The organism is Psychrobacter sp. JCM 18900, from assembly GCF_904846625.1.
Taxonomy (GTDB): Bacteria; Pseudomonadota; Gammaproteobacteria; order Pseudomonadales; family Moraxellaceae; genus Psychrobacter.
Map to the genome: position 1 here is coordinate 357,656 of NZ_CAJHBL010000003.1, position 18,314 is coordinate 375,969.

Annotated in this window: 17 protein-coding genes; 4 read left to right on the forward strand and 13 right to left on the reverse strand. The window is 42.8% G+C overall.

The window, feature by feature from the left end; all coding sequences use genetic code 11:
- The first annotated feature begins 6 nt into the window (after positions 1-6).
- Positions 7-510 (forward strand): hypothetical protein, encoded by a 504-nt coding sequence (locus JMX96_RS07105; protein WP_201568248.1) that lies wholly within the window; start codon positions 7-9, stop codon positions 508-510.
- A 128-nt stretch (positions 511-638) separates the two neighbouring features.
- Here JMX96_RS07105 and JMX96_RS07110 read toward each other — a convergent pair whose 3' ends face one another.
- The 13 genes from JMX96_RS07110 to JMX96_RS07170 form a co-directional block, all read right to left on the reverse strand.
- Positions 639-1,718 (reverse strand): XRE family transcriptional regulator, encoded by a 1,080-nt coding sequence (locus tag JMX96_RS07110; RefSeq protein ID WP_201568249.1) that lies wholly within the window; start codon positions 1,716-1,718, stop codon positions 639-641.
- Positions 1,708-2,409 (reverse strand): hypothetical protein, encoded by a 702-nt coding sequence (locus JMX96_RS07115; protein ID WP_201568251.1) that lies wholly within the window; start codon positions 2,407-2,409, stop codon positions 1,708-1,710. Before JMX96_RS07115 ends, JMX96_RS07110 begins: the two co-directional genes overlap by 11 nt.
- Before the next feature lie 113 nt (positions 2,410-2,522).
- On the reverse strand, positions 2,523-2,693 hold the full coding sequence (locus JMX96_RS07120; protein WP_201568252.1) for a hypothetical protein: 171 nt from the start codon (positions 2,691-2,693) through the stop codon (positions 2,523-2,525).
- A 117-nt stretch (positions 2,694-2,810) separates the two neighbouring features.
- Positions 2,811-3,836, reverse strand: coding sequence for an L-threonine 3-dehydrogenase (tdh, locus tag JMX96_RS07125; RefSeq protein WP_201568253.1), 1,026 nt, complete (start codon positions 3,834-3,836; stop codon positions 2,811-2,813).
- A 63-nt stretch (positions 3,837-3,899) separates the two neighbouring features.
- The gene (kbl, locus tag JMX96_RS07130; protein ID WP_201568255.1) at positions 3,900-5,090 is read right to left on the reverse strand and encodes a glycine C-acetyltransferase; all 1,191 of its coding nucleotides are present in this window, start codon (positions 5,088-5,090) and stop codon (positions 3,900-3,902) included.
- Between the two features lie 394 nt (positions 5,091-5,484).
- Positions 5,485-5,682, reverse strand: coding sequence for a hypothetical protein (locus tag JMX96_RS07135; protein WP_201568257.1), 198 nt, complete (start codon positions 5,680-5,682; stop codon positions 5,485-5,487).
- Between the two features lie 29 nt (positions 5,683-5,711).
- On the reverse strand, positions 5,712-6,593 hold the full coding sequence (locus JMX96_RS07140; RefSeq protein WP_201568259.1) for an N-acetylmuramoyl-L-alanine amidase: 882 nt from the start codon (positions 6,591-6,593) through the stop codon (positions 5,712-5,714).
- 28 nt (positions 6,594-6,621) lie between these two features.
- Positions 6,622-7,974 carry an APC family permease gene (locus JMX96_RS07145; RefSeq protein WP_201568260.1) on the reverse strand — a complete coding sequence of 451 codons (1,353 nt, stop codon included), beginning with the start codon at positions 7,972-7,974 and terminating at the stop codon, positions 6,622-6,624.
- A 157-nt stretch (positions 7,975-8,131) separates the two neighbouring features.
- Positions 8,132-8,911: an MOSC domain-containing protein gene (locus tag JMX96_RS07150; protein ID WP_201568262.1), complete on the reverse strand. Its 780-nt coding sequence runs from the start codon at positions 8,909-8,911 to the stop codon at positions 8,132-8,134.
- 214 nt (positions 8,912-9,125) lie between these two features.
- On the reverse strand, positions 9,126-9,539 hold the full coding sequence (gene rsfS, locus JMX96_RS07155) for a ribosome silencing factor (RefSeq protein ID WP_057758112.1): 414 nt from the start codon (positions 9,537-9,539) through the stop codon (positions 9,126-9,128).
- Between the two features lie 131 nt (positions 9,540-9,670).
- Complete coding sequence (locus tag JMX96_RS07160) at positions 9,671-10,633, reverse strand: nicotinate-nicotinamide nucleotide adenylyltransferase (RefSeq protein WP_201568264.1); 963 nt, start codon at positions 10,631-10,633, stop codon at positions 9,671-9,673.
- A 219-nt stretch (positions 10,634-10,852) separates the two neighbouring features.
- Complete coding sequence (pta, locus tag JMX96_RS07165; protein ID WP_201568267.1) at positions 10,853-13,000, reverse strand: phosphate acetyltransferase; 2,148 nt, start codon at positions 12,998-13,000, stop codon at positions 10,853-10,855.
- A 153-nt stretch (positions 13,001-13,153) separates the two neighbouring features.
- Positions 13,154-14,386 carry an acetate/propionate family kinase gene (locus JMX96_RS07170; RefSeq protein ID WP_201568268.1) on the reverse strand — a complete coding sequence of 411 codons (1,233 nt, stop codon included), beginning with the start codon at positions 14,384-14,386 and terminating at the stop codon, positions 13,154-13,156.
- A gap of 805 nt (positions 14,387-15,191) precedes the next feature.
- On the opposite strand from JMX96_RS07170, the gene lptM reads away from it, so the two are divergent.
- From lptM to dapF, 3 genes are all read left to right on the forward strand, one after another.
- A complete protein-coding gene (gene lptM / locus JMX96_RS07175; protein WP_201568269.1) occupies positions 15,192-15,506 on the forward strand; it encodes an LPS translocon maturation chaperone LptM in 315 nt (104 codons plus the stop codon).
- Between the two features lie 335 nt (positions 15,507-15,841).
- Positions 15,842-17,071, forward strand: a complete 1,230-nt coding sequence (gene lysA, locus JMX96_RS07180; RefSeq protein ID WP_201568593.1) for a diaminopimelate decarboxylase — start codon at positions 15,842-15,844, stop codon at positions 17,069-17,071.
- A 329-nt stretch (positions 17,072-17,400) separates the two neighbouring features.
- Positions 17,401-18,288 carry a diaminopimelate epimerase gene (gene dapF, locus JMX96_RS07185; protein ID WP_201568270.1) on the forward strand — a complete coding sequence of 296 codons (888 nt, stop codon included), beginning with the start codon at positions 17,401-17,403 and terminating at the stop codon, positions 18,286-18,288.
- The last annotated feature ends 26 nt before the right edge of the window (positions 18,289-18,314 follow it).

Here is an 18,314-nt window from a genome sequence, read left to right on the forward strand (position 1 = left end):
ACTAGAATGAACTCTTTCAAATATGTTTATAGAGATAGTGGATTAGTACAGTTATACTTTTTTTGGACAATGATTTCATTTGCAACTACAGTTGTATCTACTAGTTTTCTTAAAAATATTGAAGCACTTAGTGGGATTGCTAACTACACTATCAATAACAATGTTATTGGTAGAATATCTATAATTACATTGCTATCCTTGTTATTTTATGCCTGCTATTGTGTATATTATAAAATAAAAATATACCTATATAAAAATACTGAAGCCGAGAATAAAAATAGACTTTCAGATTCGATTGTAAAAACTTTAATAATTGGGAACGGTGCTTCAATCTCAGGCGTTATGTATGCAATAACTTGGTATGTTTACAATAATCCTTTAGGTGTATCATCAGCAAGTGAGTATTTTGTTGTCACAACTATTTTTACTCTACTCATGATAGTTATGTTACTAGTTTCGTTTTATAATTTAAATTTTTTAAGAGAAGAGCTTAATTTTAAAATCCCTTAAAAAAATAATTTTATACTAGATCTCTTGCAAAAGTCGTTGCTAGCCCTCGTAAATCCGTTATTGGAGGTCAATGAACTGGTACTTTTGCAAGAGGTCTACTAAGTGAATTATTAAAAATCATATATATTTTAAAGTAGTTTTAGTCTAGGTTTAGTATTTTCACTGATTAACTTGAACGTTATATCATCTAAAATTTGATAACCAAAATCAATATTCTCATAAAAATTCCTACCTTCTTTTTCCAAAAGAATCTTAATGATCTTATTCAACAAAACAGGTTTTTCACGCTCAATAGGCTCAGGCTCCGATTTGTTATATCCTTGCTTACTAAACTCGATACAATTAGAGCGATAAAGCCAATCAGTTAATAACTTGTGCTCGTGAAGATTATAATTAATAGCTGCAAGAGACACCTTCCAGTATTTTTTATAGCTTATTAAATTCGCTAGATTTAGGTTGTTTGGAGCCATAGCAACAAAGGCTTCTTTTGGCATTAAAAAGCTAGATGCAAACCTATCAGCTTCGTGCTCTTTGTCTTTCATATTTTCAAGTACATTTTTATCATCACTGTGCAGAACTAAGTGACCAAGCTCATGAGCAGCATCAAAACGCATTCTCTCTGCTGACTTTGCTGTATTCAAAAACACTATAGGTCGTCCGTCATGATAAAAAGAAAATGCATCAACTTCTTTTACTTCCATAGGTAAGCGGAATACCGCAATGCCATGTGATTCGAGCAAGGCAATAATATTTTTAATCGGTAATATACCCAACTGCCAATCACCACGAAGTGTTAAAGCTGATTTTTCAGGCTCGTTCACTAGAGTATCAATATCAAAGCCTTGAAAAACAGGAAGATTAGAGATTTTCTTATCAAAATACTCTAAGGTTTGAATTGCAAACTCACTATAAGCCCGAGCAGAGTTTCTATATTGGGCTTTTATACGACTATATGAGCGAAAGAAAATTTGCTCATCTACGACTTGTGTCTCAAAAGTAGAGTTAAAGAAACTAAAGGGTAAATTTAATGACTTACTTAAAGTTACTGCTTTTTCAAAGTCAGGGATTGAAGATTTTTTTTCATTTAGATAGTTTGAAATAGTAACTTCAGTACATGATAATATTTTTGCTAAGTCCTTGTTAGTCTTACCCTTTAAGTCCTTCGCTATTTTTAAACGGCGCTTATTAAATTCAAAATTACTCTTCATTACTCGCATCTTTATACTCAATTTCAAAAGAGTCTTCATTCACTGATTCATCAGCAAATTCACTCACGTATGACTGAATCTCGCCTTTTGAAGTAAACATTAACCTACAGTCATGATTAGTTGGAAATATCTTCCCGCTTTTTATTACCTGATAGGAGGTTGGACGCGCAAGTTCGCAAATTAAATTTGGATCATCCGCATCATACAGGCCATGCTTTCTTGACGGATAATATAGAATCCAAGTTTCTAATTTTTCGGAATTACTATTTCTATATATATTACTATCAATTTTGTTTTTCGTTTCCACGCCTTTTGCGCAGTTAGAGGAAATAGGTGAATCTATATTTCCTACAGCATCGTTGCCTGACATTATAATAATTTGAATATTACTATCAGTTATAACTAGTGTTGGCTGTCCACGATCGCAATTATACAAAACACCTTTTGGTATGAGTTGTAATGCAAGATGCTCACCAACATCGCCCCAGCGAGCCATACCGCTACCACGATTTAATTTAGTTTTAAGGTTGAAGTTTCCATCAGCTTTCAGAAGGGCATCGAATAATATCTGTGGTTCAAAGCCGAACTTATCCTTTAGGATTTCTATAGCCTTTTTGTTATTTATTAGCTCGCCATCTTTGTTGTGACTATCTAAGTCACTGAACATTTCATACTGTGGTTCTTGATACATATTTATTCAATCCATATTATTTTTATAAATTATAACATCATTAGATGTAGTAAAAAATAAAAATAATGTGATAAATTGAATTTTTTATAATCTACTTAATCATCCAAATCACTCTATTTACTTTTTCTCTGAGCCTCAGCTATCAACTCATGAATCTTAATACTTTCCTTTAGCACACAAGCATCATAAGCAGAGAGCGGCTCAGACGCTTGTTCTTTTTCCTGATCTTGCTTGGCTTTTTCTGCTAAATACTTTTCAAGTTTATAGGCTTCAGAATCGACCATAATTTGTCCCCCGTATGATTTTTACCCTATAAAAAACGGCACTGAAATCAGTGCCGTTTTATAAGTCATGACAATGTAAAAGCTAACCATGGCTGATCAAGTGCTGAATCACCAAAATCAATCCCAGCTTAAAATCACCTTACCGCATTGCCCACTTTCCATGATATCAAAGCCTTCTTGAAAGTCATCAATGTGCATGCGATGGGTAACGATGGGCGACAGATCAATACCGCTAATCAGCATTTGCTCCATCTGATACCACGTCTCCCACATCTCGCGGCCATAAATACCTTTTAGGGTTAATGCCTTAAAAATAATCTTGCTCCAATCCACCGTGGTGGTGTTAGGCAAAATACCCAAGAGCGCAATTTTAGAGCCGTTATACATGTTACTAATCATCGAATCAAAGGCCTGAGGCGAGCCTGACATCTCAAGCCCAATATCAAAGCCGTGCATTTTTAACTCAGCAATAGCGCCTTCGATGGTTTCACCTTTGGCTGGGTTGATGGTCATCGTCGCGCCCATTTTTTTGGCAAGCTCTAGGCGATAATCGCTGATATCGCTGACCACAATATTACGCGCCCCTGCGAATCGGCAAATCGCTGTTGCCATCGAACCAATCAATCCTGCACCCGTGATTAGCACATCTTCACCAAGGACAGGGAAAGACAATGCGGTATGAGTAGCGTTGCCAAAGGGGTCCATAATGGCCGCCATCTCATCGCTGATACGCTCATCGAGTCTGATGACATTATCGGCAGGTATCACCAAATATTCGGCAAACGCGCCATCGCGGTCAACGCCCACGCCGATGGTGTTTTCGCACACATGGAGCTTACCTCGGCGGCAGTTACGGCAATGCCCGCAAGCGATATGGCCTTCGCCTGTGACTCGGTCACCTATTTCAAGATGCTTGACGCCATCGCCCATTTCACTAATGACACCGACGTATTCGTGTCCGATAATCATTGGCGTTTTTATGGTCTTTTGTGACCACTCATCCCACTTATAAATGTGCAAGTCTGTGCCACAGATGGCAGTTTTTTTAATTTTAATTTTAACGTCATTGATGCCGACCGTAGGTTCTGGCATGTCTTGCATCCAGATGCCTTTTTCGGCATGAGCTTTAACCAGTGCTTTCATACTTTTCTCTTATTTAACGGTGTTGTACTTAAGGGTTGAATCTAGGTAAATATCGAGCGACGCTTAATCAATCACCTTCATTTGCTTGGCGACTTTGATAAAGGCGGCGATACACTGGTCGAGCTGCTCGCGAGTATGAGCAGCAGAGAGCTGCACACGAATGCGAGCTTCATTTTTTGGCACGACAGGATAGAAGAAGCCAATCACATAAATGCCTTCTTCAAGCAGTGCGTCTGCCATTTGCTGGGAGACATTGGCGTCATAGAGCATCACCGCACAGATGGCCGATTCGGTAGGCTTGATATCGAAGCCCGCATCTTGCATTTGCTTCACAAAATAGGCGGTATTTTCATGTAATTGGTCTTGTAGGGTATTGTCTTGCGATAGCATTTCAAACGCTTTTACCCCAGCGGCAGCCACCATAGGAGGAATAGAATTTGAAAATAGATACGGGCGTGAGCGTTGACGCAGCATCTCAATCATTTCTTTTTTGCCCGTCGTAAAGCCGCCAATAGCACCGCCAAATGCCTTGCCCAAGGTACCAGTAATCAGCTCAACATCGCCACGTAAATCAAACAATTCAGTTACGCCGCCACCAGTGCGACCGACCACGCCTGCTGAATGTGATTCATCAATCATGACCATGGCATCATATTTTTGTGCTAACGCATAGATCTCATCCATCGGCGCCACGTTACCATCCATTGAAAACACACCATCGGTGACAATCAAACGAAAACGCTGTGCTTGCGCTGCTTGTAATTGCGTTTCTAAATCTTGCATATCTGCATTGGCGTAGCGATAACGAGCAGCTTTACACAGGCGCACCCCATCGATGATTGAGGCATGATTTAACGAATCAGAAATAATGGCATCTTCGCTGGTCAGCAGTGGCTCAAAGGCACCACCATTGGCATCGAAACAAGCGGCATAAAGAATAGTATCTTCGGTATTAAAAAATTGAGAAATCGACGCTTCTAATTGCTTATGCAAATCTTGCGTACCACAAATAAACCGCACTGATGACATGCCGTAACCTGAGTTTTCAATGGCTTGGATCGCCGCCTTTTTAATCTCAGGATGGTCAGACAGTCCAAGGTAATTATTGGCACAGAAGTTAAGCATCTCACGGCCATCGGCGATCTTGATTAGCGCATCTTGCGGAGAGGTAATAACGCGCTCGTTTTTATACAGTCCTGCTGCGCGTATATCACTGATTTCTTGTTGTAGGTGTTTTTGAAAGGCTTGATACATAAATATTCCTTTTTTAGTATTATTGGTGTTCGTTTGATAATAGAGATATTGGGACTGGTAATAGAATCAAGTTATCAAAGCCAAGCTATCAAAAGCCGCGCATCATCCTAGTCATCATTAAAATCAACGATAAAACCAAAGATGCGGGAAGCCAATGAGATGGTGCGAGCAGTGATACTATCTATAACCCTGTGAGCGGTGATTTTATCATTAGCCTATCGCAATAAATAGCCTAAATAGTTGGTAGATAGGCCTTCTTTTATAAAGTGATATAGCGTTGTTTGGTTATAGTATTGCTCTTATAGCAGCTTAGCTATGTCTCAAAACATAAGACATTAACTTGCGCATTTATATATTCTTGATTGCTAAGTATTGATAAGTACTGTCTATCCAGTTATTCATCTTTGGGGCGCTTCTTAGCTTCAGCAATCAACTCATGAATCTTCGCACTTTCCTTTAGCACACAAGCATCATAGGCAGAGAGTGGCTCAGGTTCTTGCTCCTCTTTCTCTTCCTGCTCCTGCTCTTGTTTGGCTTTTTCTTCTAGATATTTTTGCAGATCATCTTGCTCATTTTGTTGAGAATTATTCATGGTTTATGTCTCCTGATAGCCTGTATTCTTCAATAAAAATCATCCCGACCAGCATACTTTTTATTTAGTGCCTGCAATATCGCATAGGTCTCGCTATCCATATTCCCCGTTGGCTGCTGCGATCTAAAGTGTAGCTGAAACGTATAGACGACATCGCGACTGGCTTTGTCCCATATATCAGTGTCATTGATTTGATAGCCATACTTGCGAAACGCTTGCTTGATCTCAGGTATCGTGGCCGACGCAAATCCATCTTGATTCATAAAGAACTGCTTATCAAACTCATCATACCAAGCGCCAATACCGTAATCGAAATACAGTCGCTCCCATGGGAACTTTGCACCAGGGTCTATCTTGCGCGAGGGTGCCATGTCCGAGTGACCAATGATATTCTTCGGTGAGATGTCGTAGCGCATGGCGATATCTTGCACCAGTTGTGCGACTTTCTTAATCTGCAACTCATCAAATGCCACATAATGCTCATAAGGATGATAGTCGAGCGTGCCATTTTTCAGCGCGTCTCGATATTCAGGCTTGATGCCACTATTGACGATCTCGATACCGATAGAGGTATCATTTAATATCGTCCGTCTTGCAAAGCCGCCATCACCAGCATGCCATGCGCGCTCGCTCTCTGGTACAAGGTTGTAGATTTTATTGTCATCATTGTCTAATACTAAATAGTGCGCGCTCACATTGCCTGTGGTCAATGTCTTTATCGAGCGCTCGTTATCTGAGACCGTATAGTGCAAGACGATGGTTTTAATGCGCTCGCTTTTGCCAGTAGCTTGATAGCTATCGCTATCGATGACATAACGCGGCGCTGTCGTTGATACGCAGCCAACGAGCGATAGCATGGAACATGATATTAATACTGATGCCAATGCAATCGAGGAAATGTTTTTTGCCATGAAATGCTCTGTGTGGGAATAGTTGCGGTTAATTAACGTTAGAATGAACTGCGATTTTTTTATAACCAATTGCCCCGAGCAGAATAAAGAAACCTAGCAAGACATAAGCATTGAACGACAGCGCCGCTGGTGAAAATGGTAGCAGCAATAGCGATATAAAGACCACACTGATTAATACAGAGAGATAATTTAGCAAACCTGCCTGTTTCTTTTTTCGCTCATTGATGAGGTCAGCGGTCGTGACGTAAGCGAAGCCAACGGTTATACCCAAAGACGCCATTGTCACGATATCGAGTAGGTAGTTTCTACCCAGCCAAGGAGAGAGTAGGCACACCAAGCATATCAATATAACGGTCTTTTGCTTACTGAATTGGTTGTGTTTATCTGTAAATACGCTGGGCAATAATGACGTGTCGCCCATAGACTCTAAGAGTTTAACCGATGACAATATAAAGCCGTTGATACCGCTCATTATCGAGCCAATCATAGCGATCGATAGCAGCCAGATGCCAATGCTACCAATCCGATTGTCTATGCCTTCACCTGTCGCCCAGTGGCTGTCTTTGATCGCTTGATAGTCAAAGCTCATGTTTAGCGCGGTAAAGTAGTTGATTAAAAAGTAAAACAACACACCAGCGATGAGTGAAATTAGGATAATACTTTTGGTCTTGGTTTTTGAATCGCTGATGGCTTTTGAAATCTGCGGTGTGGTCTCAAAACCAACATACGCCCACGGCATAACGGCCAAGATAGGTAACCATGCCAGACTGGTAATAGAGCCGCTAGACATATCAGTTGGCAAAAATGCTTGGTTCGTTGGTGTCATCCAAAGTGAGCCAAAAAACAGCGCGGTGACTGATAGAATCATAAAGAGGGCGATATAGAGTTGGATTTTTGCGCCGACTCGTACGCCTTTTAGATTGATATAACTGAATAAAATAATAGCCGCGCTGCATAGAGACACTTCACTGGCGTAGACTTCCCAACCAGCAATCGTATATAGATAGCCTAATTGTAAGCCGCTAGGTAACAAATAGCGCAGTAGCAAAGCGACGGCTGATATATTGAGCGCGATAATAGAAATATAGCCTATCGTGACGCCCCAACCATAAATATAGGCATGCTTGCGATTGATGTATTTTTCAATCCAATAGATGCCGCCTGACTCGTTTTCTGGCGTTTGGGTCAGCAAATTAATATAGGCACGCGCAACCATATAGATGGCTAAAGTACCGATAATAATAGCAACAGAAGAGCCTAATAGCTGTGACTGCGGCAAAAACAAATCGCCTGGCATGACATACGCACCCCAGCCGATAATCGCACCAACGCTAATCGCTATCGCTTGTAAGTAGCTGATACTTTCTGTCTTTTCACTCATGGAGTGCTCCTTCACGATCAAAGATGGAGAAGGAGAGAGTGTTTATTATGGAGCTGACATAGAACATGAAAAACCTTGTGACGCCATTACGCAGGGTACTGGCTATCTTTTATAAATAGAAAAGTCATATTAAAGGTTTTTGTTGAGTGTTACCTTTTCAATCCTGTTGGATTTTTTTAGCCAGAACCTTTTTCCAACTGTCCTCTAAACAGTCAATCGCGAGCCACGGCTCAATAGTATCTGCATCAAACTTTTCTTTTGAGTTTGCCAGTTGCCATAGCGTATCCAATGTCGCAAACGGATAAGGGCGCTCAACCAGATACACAGGTAAATCAGCGTCTATAACGCCATCGCGCACAACTTGGAAATACCAGCCAGAGATCCCTTGCTTGCTGACCCATGCCGCGATATTTGGTACTTTGGTAAATTGGCCAATTTGGTCGTTAATTTTGTAGCATGGGCGGCGTGGTTGGACGATACGTAGTTGAACGCTATCACCATCATTACTGTTATCTTGGCCATTTTCAAAATGTCCACCATATTGAAAAACATCACCAATACAAACCGTAGATTCGGTCATTTCAGGCAAACCATCGACAGCTTCAGTCGTAAGGTTTTCGCCCAATGTACCTACACGCACTTTTAAACCAAACTCTGCATTAATTTTTGCATACGTCGCAGGTGCTAGCTGATGCACGGCTTTTAGTGGGCCACCATGATGCTTACGGTCAGCCTGTTCATCAGTGGTTAAGCCCATAAAGTTGACGGCGACAGGAGACTTAATAGGTGCTTTATCAATGGCGCTCATTTCTTCACGGGCGAATGGCATAGATTTGCCAGCGCGGACGCAGGTTAAGTTGGCGATATGTAGTGGCAAGTCTTGGTTAAAGTCTGTTGAAGTTTGCTCAGGTGATGATGTGATCGATTCTGCGCTCATAAGGTTTCCTAATAGGTAAAATGAATAGGCTAAGGCGGTTTAATTTTAGTGGCTAATAGATATTAATATGAAATGAGCTTATCCGTACTCAATGATGTATCTGATTATACTGGTTCATCATCATAAAATTTACATAAAAAAAGACCAGAATAAGTATTCTGGTCTTTTTGGTGGAGCGTTTCTTAATTTTGAACGAATATCGTCACTGACAAGCTTATTTGTTTTTGTTACGACGACCTGCAGTTTTCTTTTCACGCGGCGTAGCAACTAGCTCAGCCAACTGCTCAGGTGATGACCATAGGCCTTCTAGATCATAAAACTCACGTGCTTGCGGCGTCATCATATGGACGACAACTGCGCCCAAATCAATCAACGTCCAGTCAGAATCGATGCCGCCTTCACGGCCAAGTGGCATAAAACCAGCTTGCTTAGCTTCAGCGCCGACGCTATCAGCCATCGCACGTACATGACGCTTTGAGGTACCATCAGCGATGATGATGCGCTCTGTTACGTCAGTCAACTCTTCTACATTCATTACAGTGATGTTCTTTGCTTTCATATCATCTAGAGCGCTTTGTACTAGGGTCAAACATTCTGTTAGGCGTTCTGCAGTCATGGTGTTGGTCATAAATTTTAATCTCTTGAATCGTAAATATGTAAAATAAAGGGGTAAAACGTCAATTTGTCTTATCCGACTGATCATATGTTGTCAGTCACGCATAGAGACAGGATAGGCAAAATGACATAGATAAGGCGATTTTAACGGAATTGAGCAGCAGAATATAGCTGATGGGCGATAATATATTGATAAACAGCAGGATTTAGCCATTTAGCTAATGGATTAGATTCAGTATTGCTAATGATATCATTTATTGATGCTATAGATGCGATTTGCCTCTTAGCGACTGGCATTTTATTTGTTTGATCGTCTAGTTTCTGTAGTTGTTCACGTATTTGTGTGCTTGATACCGCAGTAATAGGTCTCGAATCTATATAAATGCGTCCTTGATTGGCGTTTTTCAAGTCAGGGCTTTTTAAGTCAGTGCTAGTCGGATCAGTGCTATTTGAGTTTAAGCTATTTGTCGAGTGATGAATAGGTGGAGTTAATAGCTCTATAGGTGAGTCTGTTATATGGGGCTGCAATGACAACGGCAATTGCGATTGTAGAGTAGCAATATCTTGTACGGTCGCTGTATGGTTTTCAGAAGATATAATACTATCAGAAAATTTTCGGCTAATGCCATCGCTCACATCGGTACTGCTCTGACGATTAAATACCCATAAATTGACATAGTCAGTGAGACGCAATCCATCTTTCCATTTGTCCAAACTATGTGCGCTGTCCATACCCATGATAAATAACAAACTGTCATTAGGATACCGCTGTCTTAATGTACGTACGCTGTCGATCGTATAGACAGGCGGCGCTTGCCACAGCTCCAGCTCATTAATCTGTATCGGCATATTTTCCGTCGCTAGTTTTAACATCGCTAAACGATGGTTAGGGTCTGTACTTTGGGTCTTAAATGGCGAGCGTGCATTGGGTAATAAGGACACATGCAGTGTACGATGTAGCCGCGTTGCGATTGGTAGTAGGTGCTGATAGACAAACATTGCTACTTCTAGATGACCATTATGTACGGGATCGAACGAGCCACCAAGGTAGGCACGAATGGCAGGTGCAGGTGTTTTTTCTTGTGGGCTGTTGCTCGTATTTGGCATAAATAAATGTGTAAAAGTAGATAGGGCGCACGTAAACTTTCATGCACCTTACTCTTTTACTGGCTGGCCTCTTTAGGGTAAATAATTTGATGATAGCGCTATTGTAGAGGGCAGGCGAGCATCTGTCACCACTGTCTGTCACAGAGCACCAATAAAAAACCGACCATCATAAAGATAGTCGGCTTTGTATAGGAATTTAACGGTTAAGTTTTACAGCGATTAAATCAAATCGCTATACGCTTGGATAGCGGTTAACGCGATGGTATAGACAATATCATCGACTAAGGCACCACGTGATAAATCATTCACCGGTTTATTCAGACCCTGTAGCATAGGGCCGACACTGACGACGTTGGCGCTACGCTGTACTGCTTTATAAGTGGTGTTACCAGTGTTGAGATCAGGGAAGATAAAGACATTGGCTTGTCCAGCGACAGGTGAGTCAGGCGCTTTTTGCTTACCGACGCTCATGACAGACGCCGCATCATACTGTAGCGGGCCGTCGACTTTGAGGTCTGGTGCACGCTCGCGAACGATTTGGGTTGCACGGGCAACTTTTTCGACATCCGCGCCTGCGCCTGATGAGCCGGTAGAGTAGCTGATCATTGCAACTTTTGGATCGATACCAAAGGCAGCAGCAGACTGTGCTGATTGAATGGCAATCTCTGCCAGCTCCTCAGCATTAGGATCTGGATTGATCGCACAATCACCATAGACGACCACTTGCTCAGGCAACAGCATAAAGAACACTGACGACACGAGCGAATATTGCGGCGCGGTCTTGATTAGCTGGAATGCTGGGCGTACTGTATTGGCAGTGGTATGAATCGCACCTGAGACAAGACCGTCGACTTCGTCCAGTTGGAGCATGATAGTACCTAAATAGACCGTGTCTTTTAGGTACTCAGCAGCAACTTCCGCAGTGGTTTTACCTTTACGGCGCTCTACGACAGCGGCGACATATTTGCTCATATCGAGGTTATCAGGATCGATAATTTCCAACCCTTCAGGTAGCGTTAGATCACGGTTTTTTGCCACTTGCTCAACGTCACTACGCTTAGCAAGTAACACGCAGTTGGCGATACCACGACTCTGACAGATACAGGCAGCTTCGACTGTACGTGGTTCCGCGCCTTCTGGTAGTACAATACGTTTTTTGGCGTGCTGTGATTTTTTGACCAACTGATGGCGAAACGCTGATGGTGACAGACGCGGCTCATGATTGCGGCTGAAGTATTCTTTAATCCAACTTAGATCCAAATGCGCTGCCACATAACGAGCCACTTCATCAGCACGTTCTGTATCATCACTTGGAATCTCAGAACTCATATGCATCAGGCTCTGTACCGTCTCGTAGCTGTCGCTTTCGACACTCATGACAGGGATGCCAGTTTTGAGCGCTGATTGCCAAAGCTCAGCAACGGTCTCACTTGGGGTGATGCCACCTGTTAACACCAGACCTGCCAATGGAATTCCATTGATACAGGCTAATCCGGCAGCCAATAGCAAGTCATCACGATCGCCAGGCACCACCATTAACGTACCACGCTTAAAGACTTCATTGACGCGCGCCACTGAACGTGCGGTTAGGCTGATACGGTTGATACGACGTGTCTTTGCTTCGCCAATATTTAGCCAAGTCGCATCAAGCTCCGTTGCGATATCCCATGTGCGTGGCACAGATAGAGAGTCACTAAAAGGGACAACCCCGATAAGGCGGAATACTTCGGTATTAAACGAAGGCGATAGACGCTGAACCTCTTGTAGGAAGTTGGGATCTAAGCTAACAACGGCCTCACCCGGCGCGACAGGTTGATTGTCAAAGGTGTTCGGCACGTCCTGTACACGCATCAATATCACACCGAGCGTACGTGAATCGATGACACCGCCAAACTCACGGGCATGGACATCCAGTTTGTCTGCTAAATAGGCAGGTTTACTGATATCAGCGGTACTGACAAATATAATCTTGGCGTCTAGCGCGTGAGCAAGTGCACGGTTGATTTGTGAAGCATAAGAGGTCTCAGTGGTCGGCACCAGACCTTCACAGATAATCACGTCATGACCATCATCGATCATATGAAAATTGGCAATCACTTCTTCCATCAAGTCATCAAGATTGTCATCGCCTAGCATACGCTCGACGTGTTGACGGCTGATAGAATCAGGTGGATTTAGGCCAAATGCGTGCATGGTCAATGCGCTTGAGCTGTCTAAGCTATGCTGTTTGTCTAGCGTATCATCTTGCAAAAATGGCTTCATAAAGCCCGCTTTGATACCGTTATAATCAAAGGCACGAATCAATCCGAGCGCGGCTGATGTTACACCGATACCGCGACTAATGGGAACAAGTAAAATGGTTTGCATAATGTGTCCTACAATTTATTTTATTTTAGACGTCGAGTCATTTTGAGCAGCATAAGCAGTGCAGTATAAAAACACCAAGCGCTTTATCTTATTTGTTCTCAGCTTTTTAAAATCGTTTAGAACGATAAGCGCTAGGCATTATAATCAATCGTCTTATACTAATTTCAATGCTTGACGAGTCTCTTGAGCGATGCGGTATTCTTCATCTGTAGGAATGACCCACAGCTCGACACTGCTACCTTCTGCTTGGAAGCTGCCTTCTTGGCCACCGTACAATCCAGCGTTCTTTTCAGCGTCCATTTTGATACCGAAATGACGCATGACGGCTAAAATGCTTGCGCGCGTGGTGACAGAGTTTTCGCCAATACCACCAGTGAAAACAATACCGGTAAATTCAGGCAGTGCACAGCTTAAGCTGGCAAGGTATTTACCAGCGCGGTAGCAGAACATCTCGATAGCGAGCTGCGCATCTTTATGGCCTTCGCTCGCAGCTTGCTCAATAGTACGCAAATCGTTTGATAGGCCAGAAATACCAAGCAGACCGCTTTCACTATTGAGCATCTTATCCGTTTCTTCTAGGCTAATACCGAGCTGACGCTTTAGATGCATATGTAAGCTTGGGTCGACATCGCCGCTACGTGTGCCCATCATCAGTCCCTCAAGCGGGGTCAAACCCATGCTGGTATCGAGACTTTTGCCATCATATACGGCAGTTGCTGAGCAACCATTGCCTAGATGTGCGGTTATCCAGCCATGAGGACCTTTTGCTTCAGTGATTTGGCTAGCACGTTCTGAGACGTATGCATGAGATGTACCATGGAAGCCATAACGACGGATTTTGTGCTCTTCGTATAGATATTTTGGTAACGCATAGCGAAAGGCGACGGGTGGCATGGTTTGGTGAAAGGCGGTATCAAATACCACAACTTGTGGGATATCAGGGTAAATAGCTTGAACCGCTTCAATACCCAAAGCATTTGCAGGGTTATGTAGTGGAGCTAGTATCTTTAAGCGTTTTACTTCTTCTAGCGCATGTTGATCAACGCGAACCGCTTCAGAGTACTCACGGCCGCCATGTACCACGCGGTGCCCGACTGCGATAAAGTGATATTGCTCTAGTAGCTCTAGAATTTTTTGTAAGGCGAGTTTGTGACTACCGCCAGGGATAGAGATCTCTAACTTATCGCCATTTAGCGTGGTGTGTTTGATACGGGCTGTATCGAGACCTAAGTTTTCGGCAAGACCGGTGATACGAGTAGAGTTGTCATCGCTAATCAACGCGTATTTGATAGAAGACGAACCGCAGTTGAGGACTAAAGTGGGGCTGGTTAGGGTTGATGTTTCGCTATTCTTATCATCAAAAGTGGTACTTAGGTTGGCGCTCATACTCTATCCTTAGATTGGTTTTTATAAAGGGCAAATCAATTATATCGTTCGTTCGATACAAAAAAGACGTCTATTGCCACGTCCTATTTTATTATCATCAAATGCTACATCGCTGATATCTCAAGTGCTGTAGTAAGGGTCACTGAGACATGATGTCATTATTATATGGAGTTGATGAAGTTGATAACCGCCGAGTAAATAAAAATCAGCCATATCTATGCTGATCATATCAAGCAAGCATATTGGCGATTTTGTTTATACTTGGGCTACTATTTCTGACATTGCTATGCATCCATGCTTATGAGGTAATGCGTCTGCATCTCAGGCTAGCATCCTATTGCCGCCGCAAACTGGGAATATAATGTAACACATTTTTGTTTCTACACCACGACAGGGGCAAGGTTTAAGATGTGTGATTAATAAATGGCTAAATACGGAATAAATCAATTATATTCAGTGAGTTATAGAACTATAAATGGATATCCTGTATGGGCGGCATAACAGTGCTATTGCTCACGAAATTGTAAGAAATATTGTCGAGACACCCATATGTCATACATTCATATCTAAGCTCGCAGACGATATTACTATAAAAATTCGACTAATGTTTTAGAAAATATCCAACATCACGCAAATTTATTCACCAATCATATTCAGTATCCGTACAGCTTTATGTAATAATGCTATGATTAAAATGGTCATAACAACAGTGCTTTAATTGCTGGTTTTGCTGTCCGTTTGTTTTTTATTTATCACGATTTACTATCGCCATTATGCCGTCGTAAGCTCACAGGTTATCTATTATATGTCTATTATACACAGCCCCTCAGCAGCCAAGCATGCTAGCTCGTTCGCTCGTACCAGTCGTCAGGCTGTTGCCACTTTATTTATTGGCAGTGTGGTTATGCTAGGATTGTCAGGCTGCGGGCAAAAAGGCGATCTATATCTGGCAGACTCTAGTAGTCAAACGATAGAGGGCAGTGCGTCTGTACTGGATAGTACTAGCCATCCACAAGATGCAGCCTTTGCCGGCATCGACGATGATAACTATCAAAAAAACCGCTACCTAGAAGAGCAAATGGTACTGCCTGAGCCTAGTACCGATCCTAACGACTATTAATTGCTAAGCCAATAACTGCTAGGCTAATAGTTGCGAGGCTAATAGTTGCGAGGCTAATAGTTGCGAGGCTAATAATCGCTAAGCTGAGCCAAGAGATAGCGGTTAATTACTGCCTGATTGGCTAAATAGCTTTGCTACCTAAATTTAATTTTCACCCTTGATAATCTGATTATATTAGAGATGTTTATATGAGTCATTCTGAACTACCTGCTGACTTGACCGATTCTGCTACTGGCGAATCCGTTACTCTCCAAACTGAGCAAGGGTTGTATGTTGACCCGAAAGCGTTGAGTGCTCACTTGCCAGCGCTAAGCTATCGCGGCGATGCGCTGTATATGGAGCAGGTCAGTATCGATGAGTTGGCAAAACAATATGGCACACCATGCTACGTGTATTCAAAGCAAGCAATATTGGACGTTTATCAAGCTTATACTGATAGCTTTGCCAGTCTGAATCATCAGGTATGCTATGCCGTAAAAGCAAACTCTAACCTTGCTGTGCTTGGTGTCTTGGCACAGGCAGGCGCTGGGTTTGATATTGTCTCTCGCGGTGAGCTAATGCGTGTGTTGGCGGCAGGTGGCGCAGCATCACGTGTGGTATTCTCAGGTGTGGGCAAAACGTACAGTGATATCGAATATGCGCTGACTCAAGGTATCGGCTGTTTTAACGTTGAATCTATCAGCGAGCTGACTTTAATCAATGATGTGGCAAAGTCACTTGATAAGCCTGCGCCAATCTCGTTGCGTGTCAACCCTAACGTCGATGCCAAAACCCATCCATATATCTCAACAGGTCTCAAAGACAACAAGTTCGGTATCACTCACGAAGACGCATTAGCGGTCTATCAGCAAGCGGCCGACTTATCACATATCGACATCGTTGGTATTGACTGTCATATTGGCTCGCAGTTAACTGAGGTAGAGCCATTTGTTGCAGCGTTAGATAAAGTTATTGAGCTGATACATAGCCTGCGTGACGCTGGTATTGAGTTGCAGCATATCGATTTGGGCGGCGGTTTAGGTGTGCGCTATATCGATGAGACACCTGTGTCTATCGATGAGTTTGCCCAAGCTTTGTTACCAAAGCTTAGTGAACTTGGCTTGACTGTGTTCTTTGAACCAGGTCGTAGTATCGTTGCCAATGCTGGCGTGCTATTAACTCAAGTTGACGTACTCAAGCCAACCGAGCATAAGAACTTTGCGATCGTTGATGCCGCGATGAATGACTTGATTCGTCCTGCTTTATATCAAGCTGAGATGGCGGTGATTCCAAGTGTACTACCTAGTGCCGGTATCGATACAGATGGTACACAGCCATGGGACATCGTTGGCGCGATTTGCGAGACGGGTGATTTCTTGGCAAAAGACCGCCTACTATCATTGGCCACAGATGATGTATTGGCCATCACGGGTGCAGGTGCTTACGGCTTTACCATGAGTAGTAACTATAACTCACGCCCACGTGCCAGCGAAGTGATGGTGTCTGGTGATAGTCATCAGCTAATCCGCAAGCGCGAAACGATTGAATCATTATATGAAAATGAAACATTGTGGCAGGCGCAGTAAGGTTATTAAAGACGAGCCAAAACTATCGCCGTATTTGATGATTGAAGAGAACCCATTGTGATAATGACAATGGGTTTTTTTATGACTGGATTTTGAGGAAAGTGTTTTTTAATTAAAGCTGATTCTTAATTGAAGGCATGCCTTTAGTTGAAGGCAACACCATTCACAAAAATTAGAGTAGCAAGGAAAACGAGGGCAAGTACTACTCACTGTAGACTAAACAAGTTTGACACCGCTAATCGTATTTTTTGGGATTGGTATTATTATGATTGTATCTGACAGCGTGCTAATATAAGGCATACATAAAAATAGGATAGGACATCAAAGATATGCTAATAGAGTTTACTAAAATGCATGGGTTGGGTAATGATTTCATGGTCATTGATTTAGTGACCCAGCGCTTAGATTTGACCAAGGATTTGGTGCAGTTATTGGGCGACCGTCACCTAGGCATTGGTTTTGATCAGCTGCTCGTAGTCGAGCCACCCATGCGCCCTGATGTTGATTTCAGTTATCGTATCTTTAATACTGATGGCACCGAAGTCGAACAATGTGGCAATGGCGCGCGTTGTTTCGCGCGTTTTGTGCAAGCACGTAAACTGTCATTTAAGCAGCGTCTACGCGTTGAGACGGCTAGCGGCATTATTTCCCTGACTACTGATCGTTACGGTTGGGTAGATGTCGATATGGGCAAGCCTAAATTTGAGCCAGATGAGATTCCGTTTAGCCCAAGAGCGACGACTAAAATTCAAAACACCTATCATCTTGATGTAAATGGTACGCCTGTACAGCTGTACGTTGCCAATATGGGCAATCCGCACGCTGTAATAAAAGTCGATGACGTACTCGATGCTGAGGTCGAGACTTTAGGCAAAGCAATTGAATCGCATCCTGCCTTTCCAGATCGCGTCAATGTGGGCTTTATGCAAGTGATGAATCAGCGCCATATTCGTTTGCGTGTGTACGAGCGCGGTGTGGGTGAGACCCAAGCTTGTGGTACGGGTGCTTGTGCAGCAGTGGCTGTTGGTATACGTGAAGGCTGGCTCGATGAAGGTGAGGAAGTCCGCGCGCAGCTATATGGTGGCAGCATGATTATCAAATGGCAGCCAGGTTATTCAGTTATGATGACGGGACCGACCGCTTTCGTCTATGAAGGTGTATTTAGTCCAGATGGCCTGATGGCACAAGCGGGACTTAAACCCGGTGCTGATAGCTGATAGCCGTTATTAGGCACATGGTATAA

Bases quoted from the DNA above. Each gene is read 5' to 3' on its own strand.
- pta (WP_201568267.1), bottom strand. From the start codon at position 13,000: ATGCAAACCATTTTACTTGTTCCCATTAGTCGCGGTATCGGTGTAACA.
- lysA (WP_201568593.1), top strand. From the start codon at position 15,842: ATGGAGCAGGTCAGTATCGATGAGTTGGCAAAACAATATGGCACACCA.
- JMX96_RS07160 (WP_201568264.1), bottom strand. From the start codon at position 10,633: ATGCCAAATACGAGCAACAGCCCACAAGAAAAAACACCTGCACCTGCC.
- rsfS (WP_057758112.1), bottom strand. From the start codon at position 9,539: ATGACCAACACCATGACTGCAGAACGCCTAACAGAATGTTTGACCCTA.
- JMX96_RS07150 (WP_201568262.1), bottom strand. From the start codon at position 8,911: ATGAGCGCAGAATCGATCACATCATCACCTGAGCAAACTTCAACAGAC.
- JMX96_RS07145 (WP_201568260.1), bottom strand. From the start codon at position 7,974: ATGAGTGAAAAGACAGAAAGTATCAGCTACTTACAAGCGATAGCGATT.
- JMX96_RS07105 (WP_201568248.1), top strand. From the start codon at position 7: ATGAACTCTTTCAAATATGTTTATAGAGATAGTGGATTAGTACAGTTA.
- lptM (WP_201568269.1), top strand. From the start codon at position 15,192: ATGTCTATTATACACAGCCCCTCAGCAGCCAAGCATGCTAGCTCGTTC.
- JMX96_RS07115 (WP_201568251.1), bottom strand. From the start codon at position 2,409: ATGTATCAAGAACCACAGTATGAAATGTTCAGTGACTTAGATAGTCAC.
- tdh (WP_201568253.1), bottom strand. From the start codon at position 3,836: ATGAAAGCACTGGTTAAAGCTCATGCCGAAAAAGGCATCTGGATGCAA.
- JMX96_RS07135 (WP_201568257.1), bottom strand. From the start codon at position 5,682: ATGAATAATTCTCAACAAAATGAGCAAGATGATCTGCAAAAATATCTA.
- kbl (WP_201568255.1), bottom strand. From the start codon at position 5,090: ATGTATCAAGCCTTTCAAAAACACCTACAACAAGAAATCAGTGATATA.
- dapF (WP_201568270.1), top strand. From the start codon at position 17,401: ATGCTAATAGAGTTTACTAAAATGCATGGGTTGGGTAATGATTTCATG.
- JMX96_RS07170 (WP_201568268.1), bottom strand. From the start codon at position 14,386: ATGAGCGCCAACCTAAGTACCACTTTTGATGATAAGAATAGCGAAACA.
- JMX96_RS07140 (WP_201568259.1), bottom strand. From the start codon at position 6,593: ATGGCAAAAAACATTTCCTCGATTGCATTGGCATCAGTATTAATATCA.
- JMX96_RS07110 (WP_201568249.1), bottom strand. From the start codon at position 1,718: ATGAAGAGTAATTTTGAATTTAATAAGCGCCGTTTAAAAATAGCGAAG.
- JMX96_RS07120 (WP_201568252.1), bottom strand. From the start codon at position 2,693: ATGGTCGATTCTGAAGCCTATAAACTTGAAAAGTATTTAGCAGAAAAA.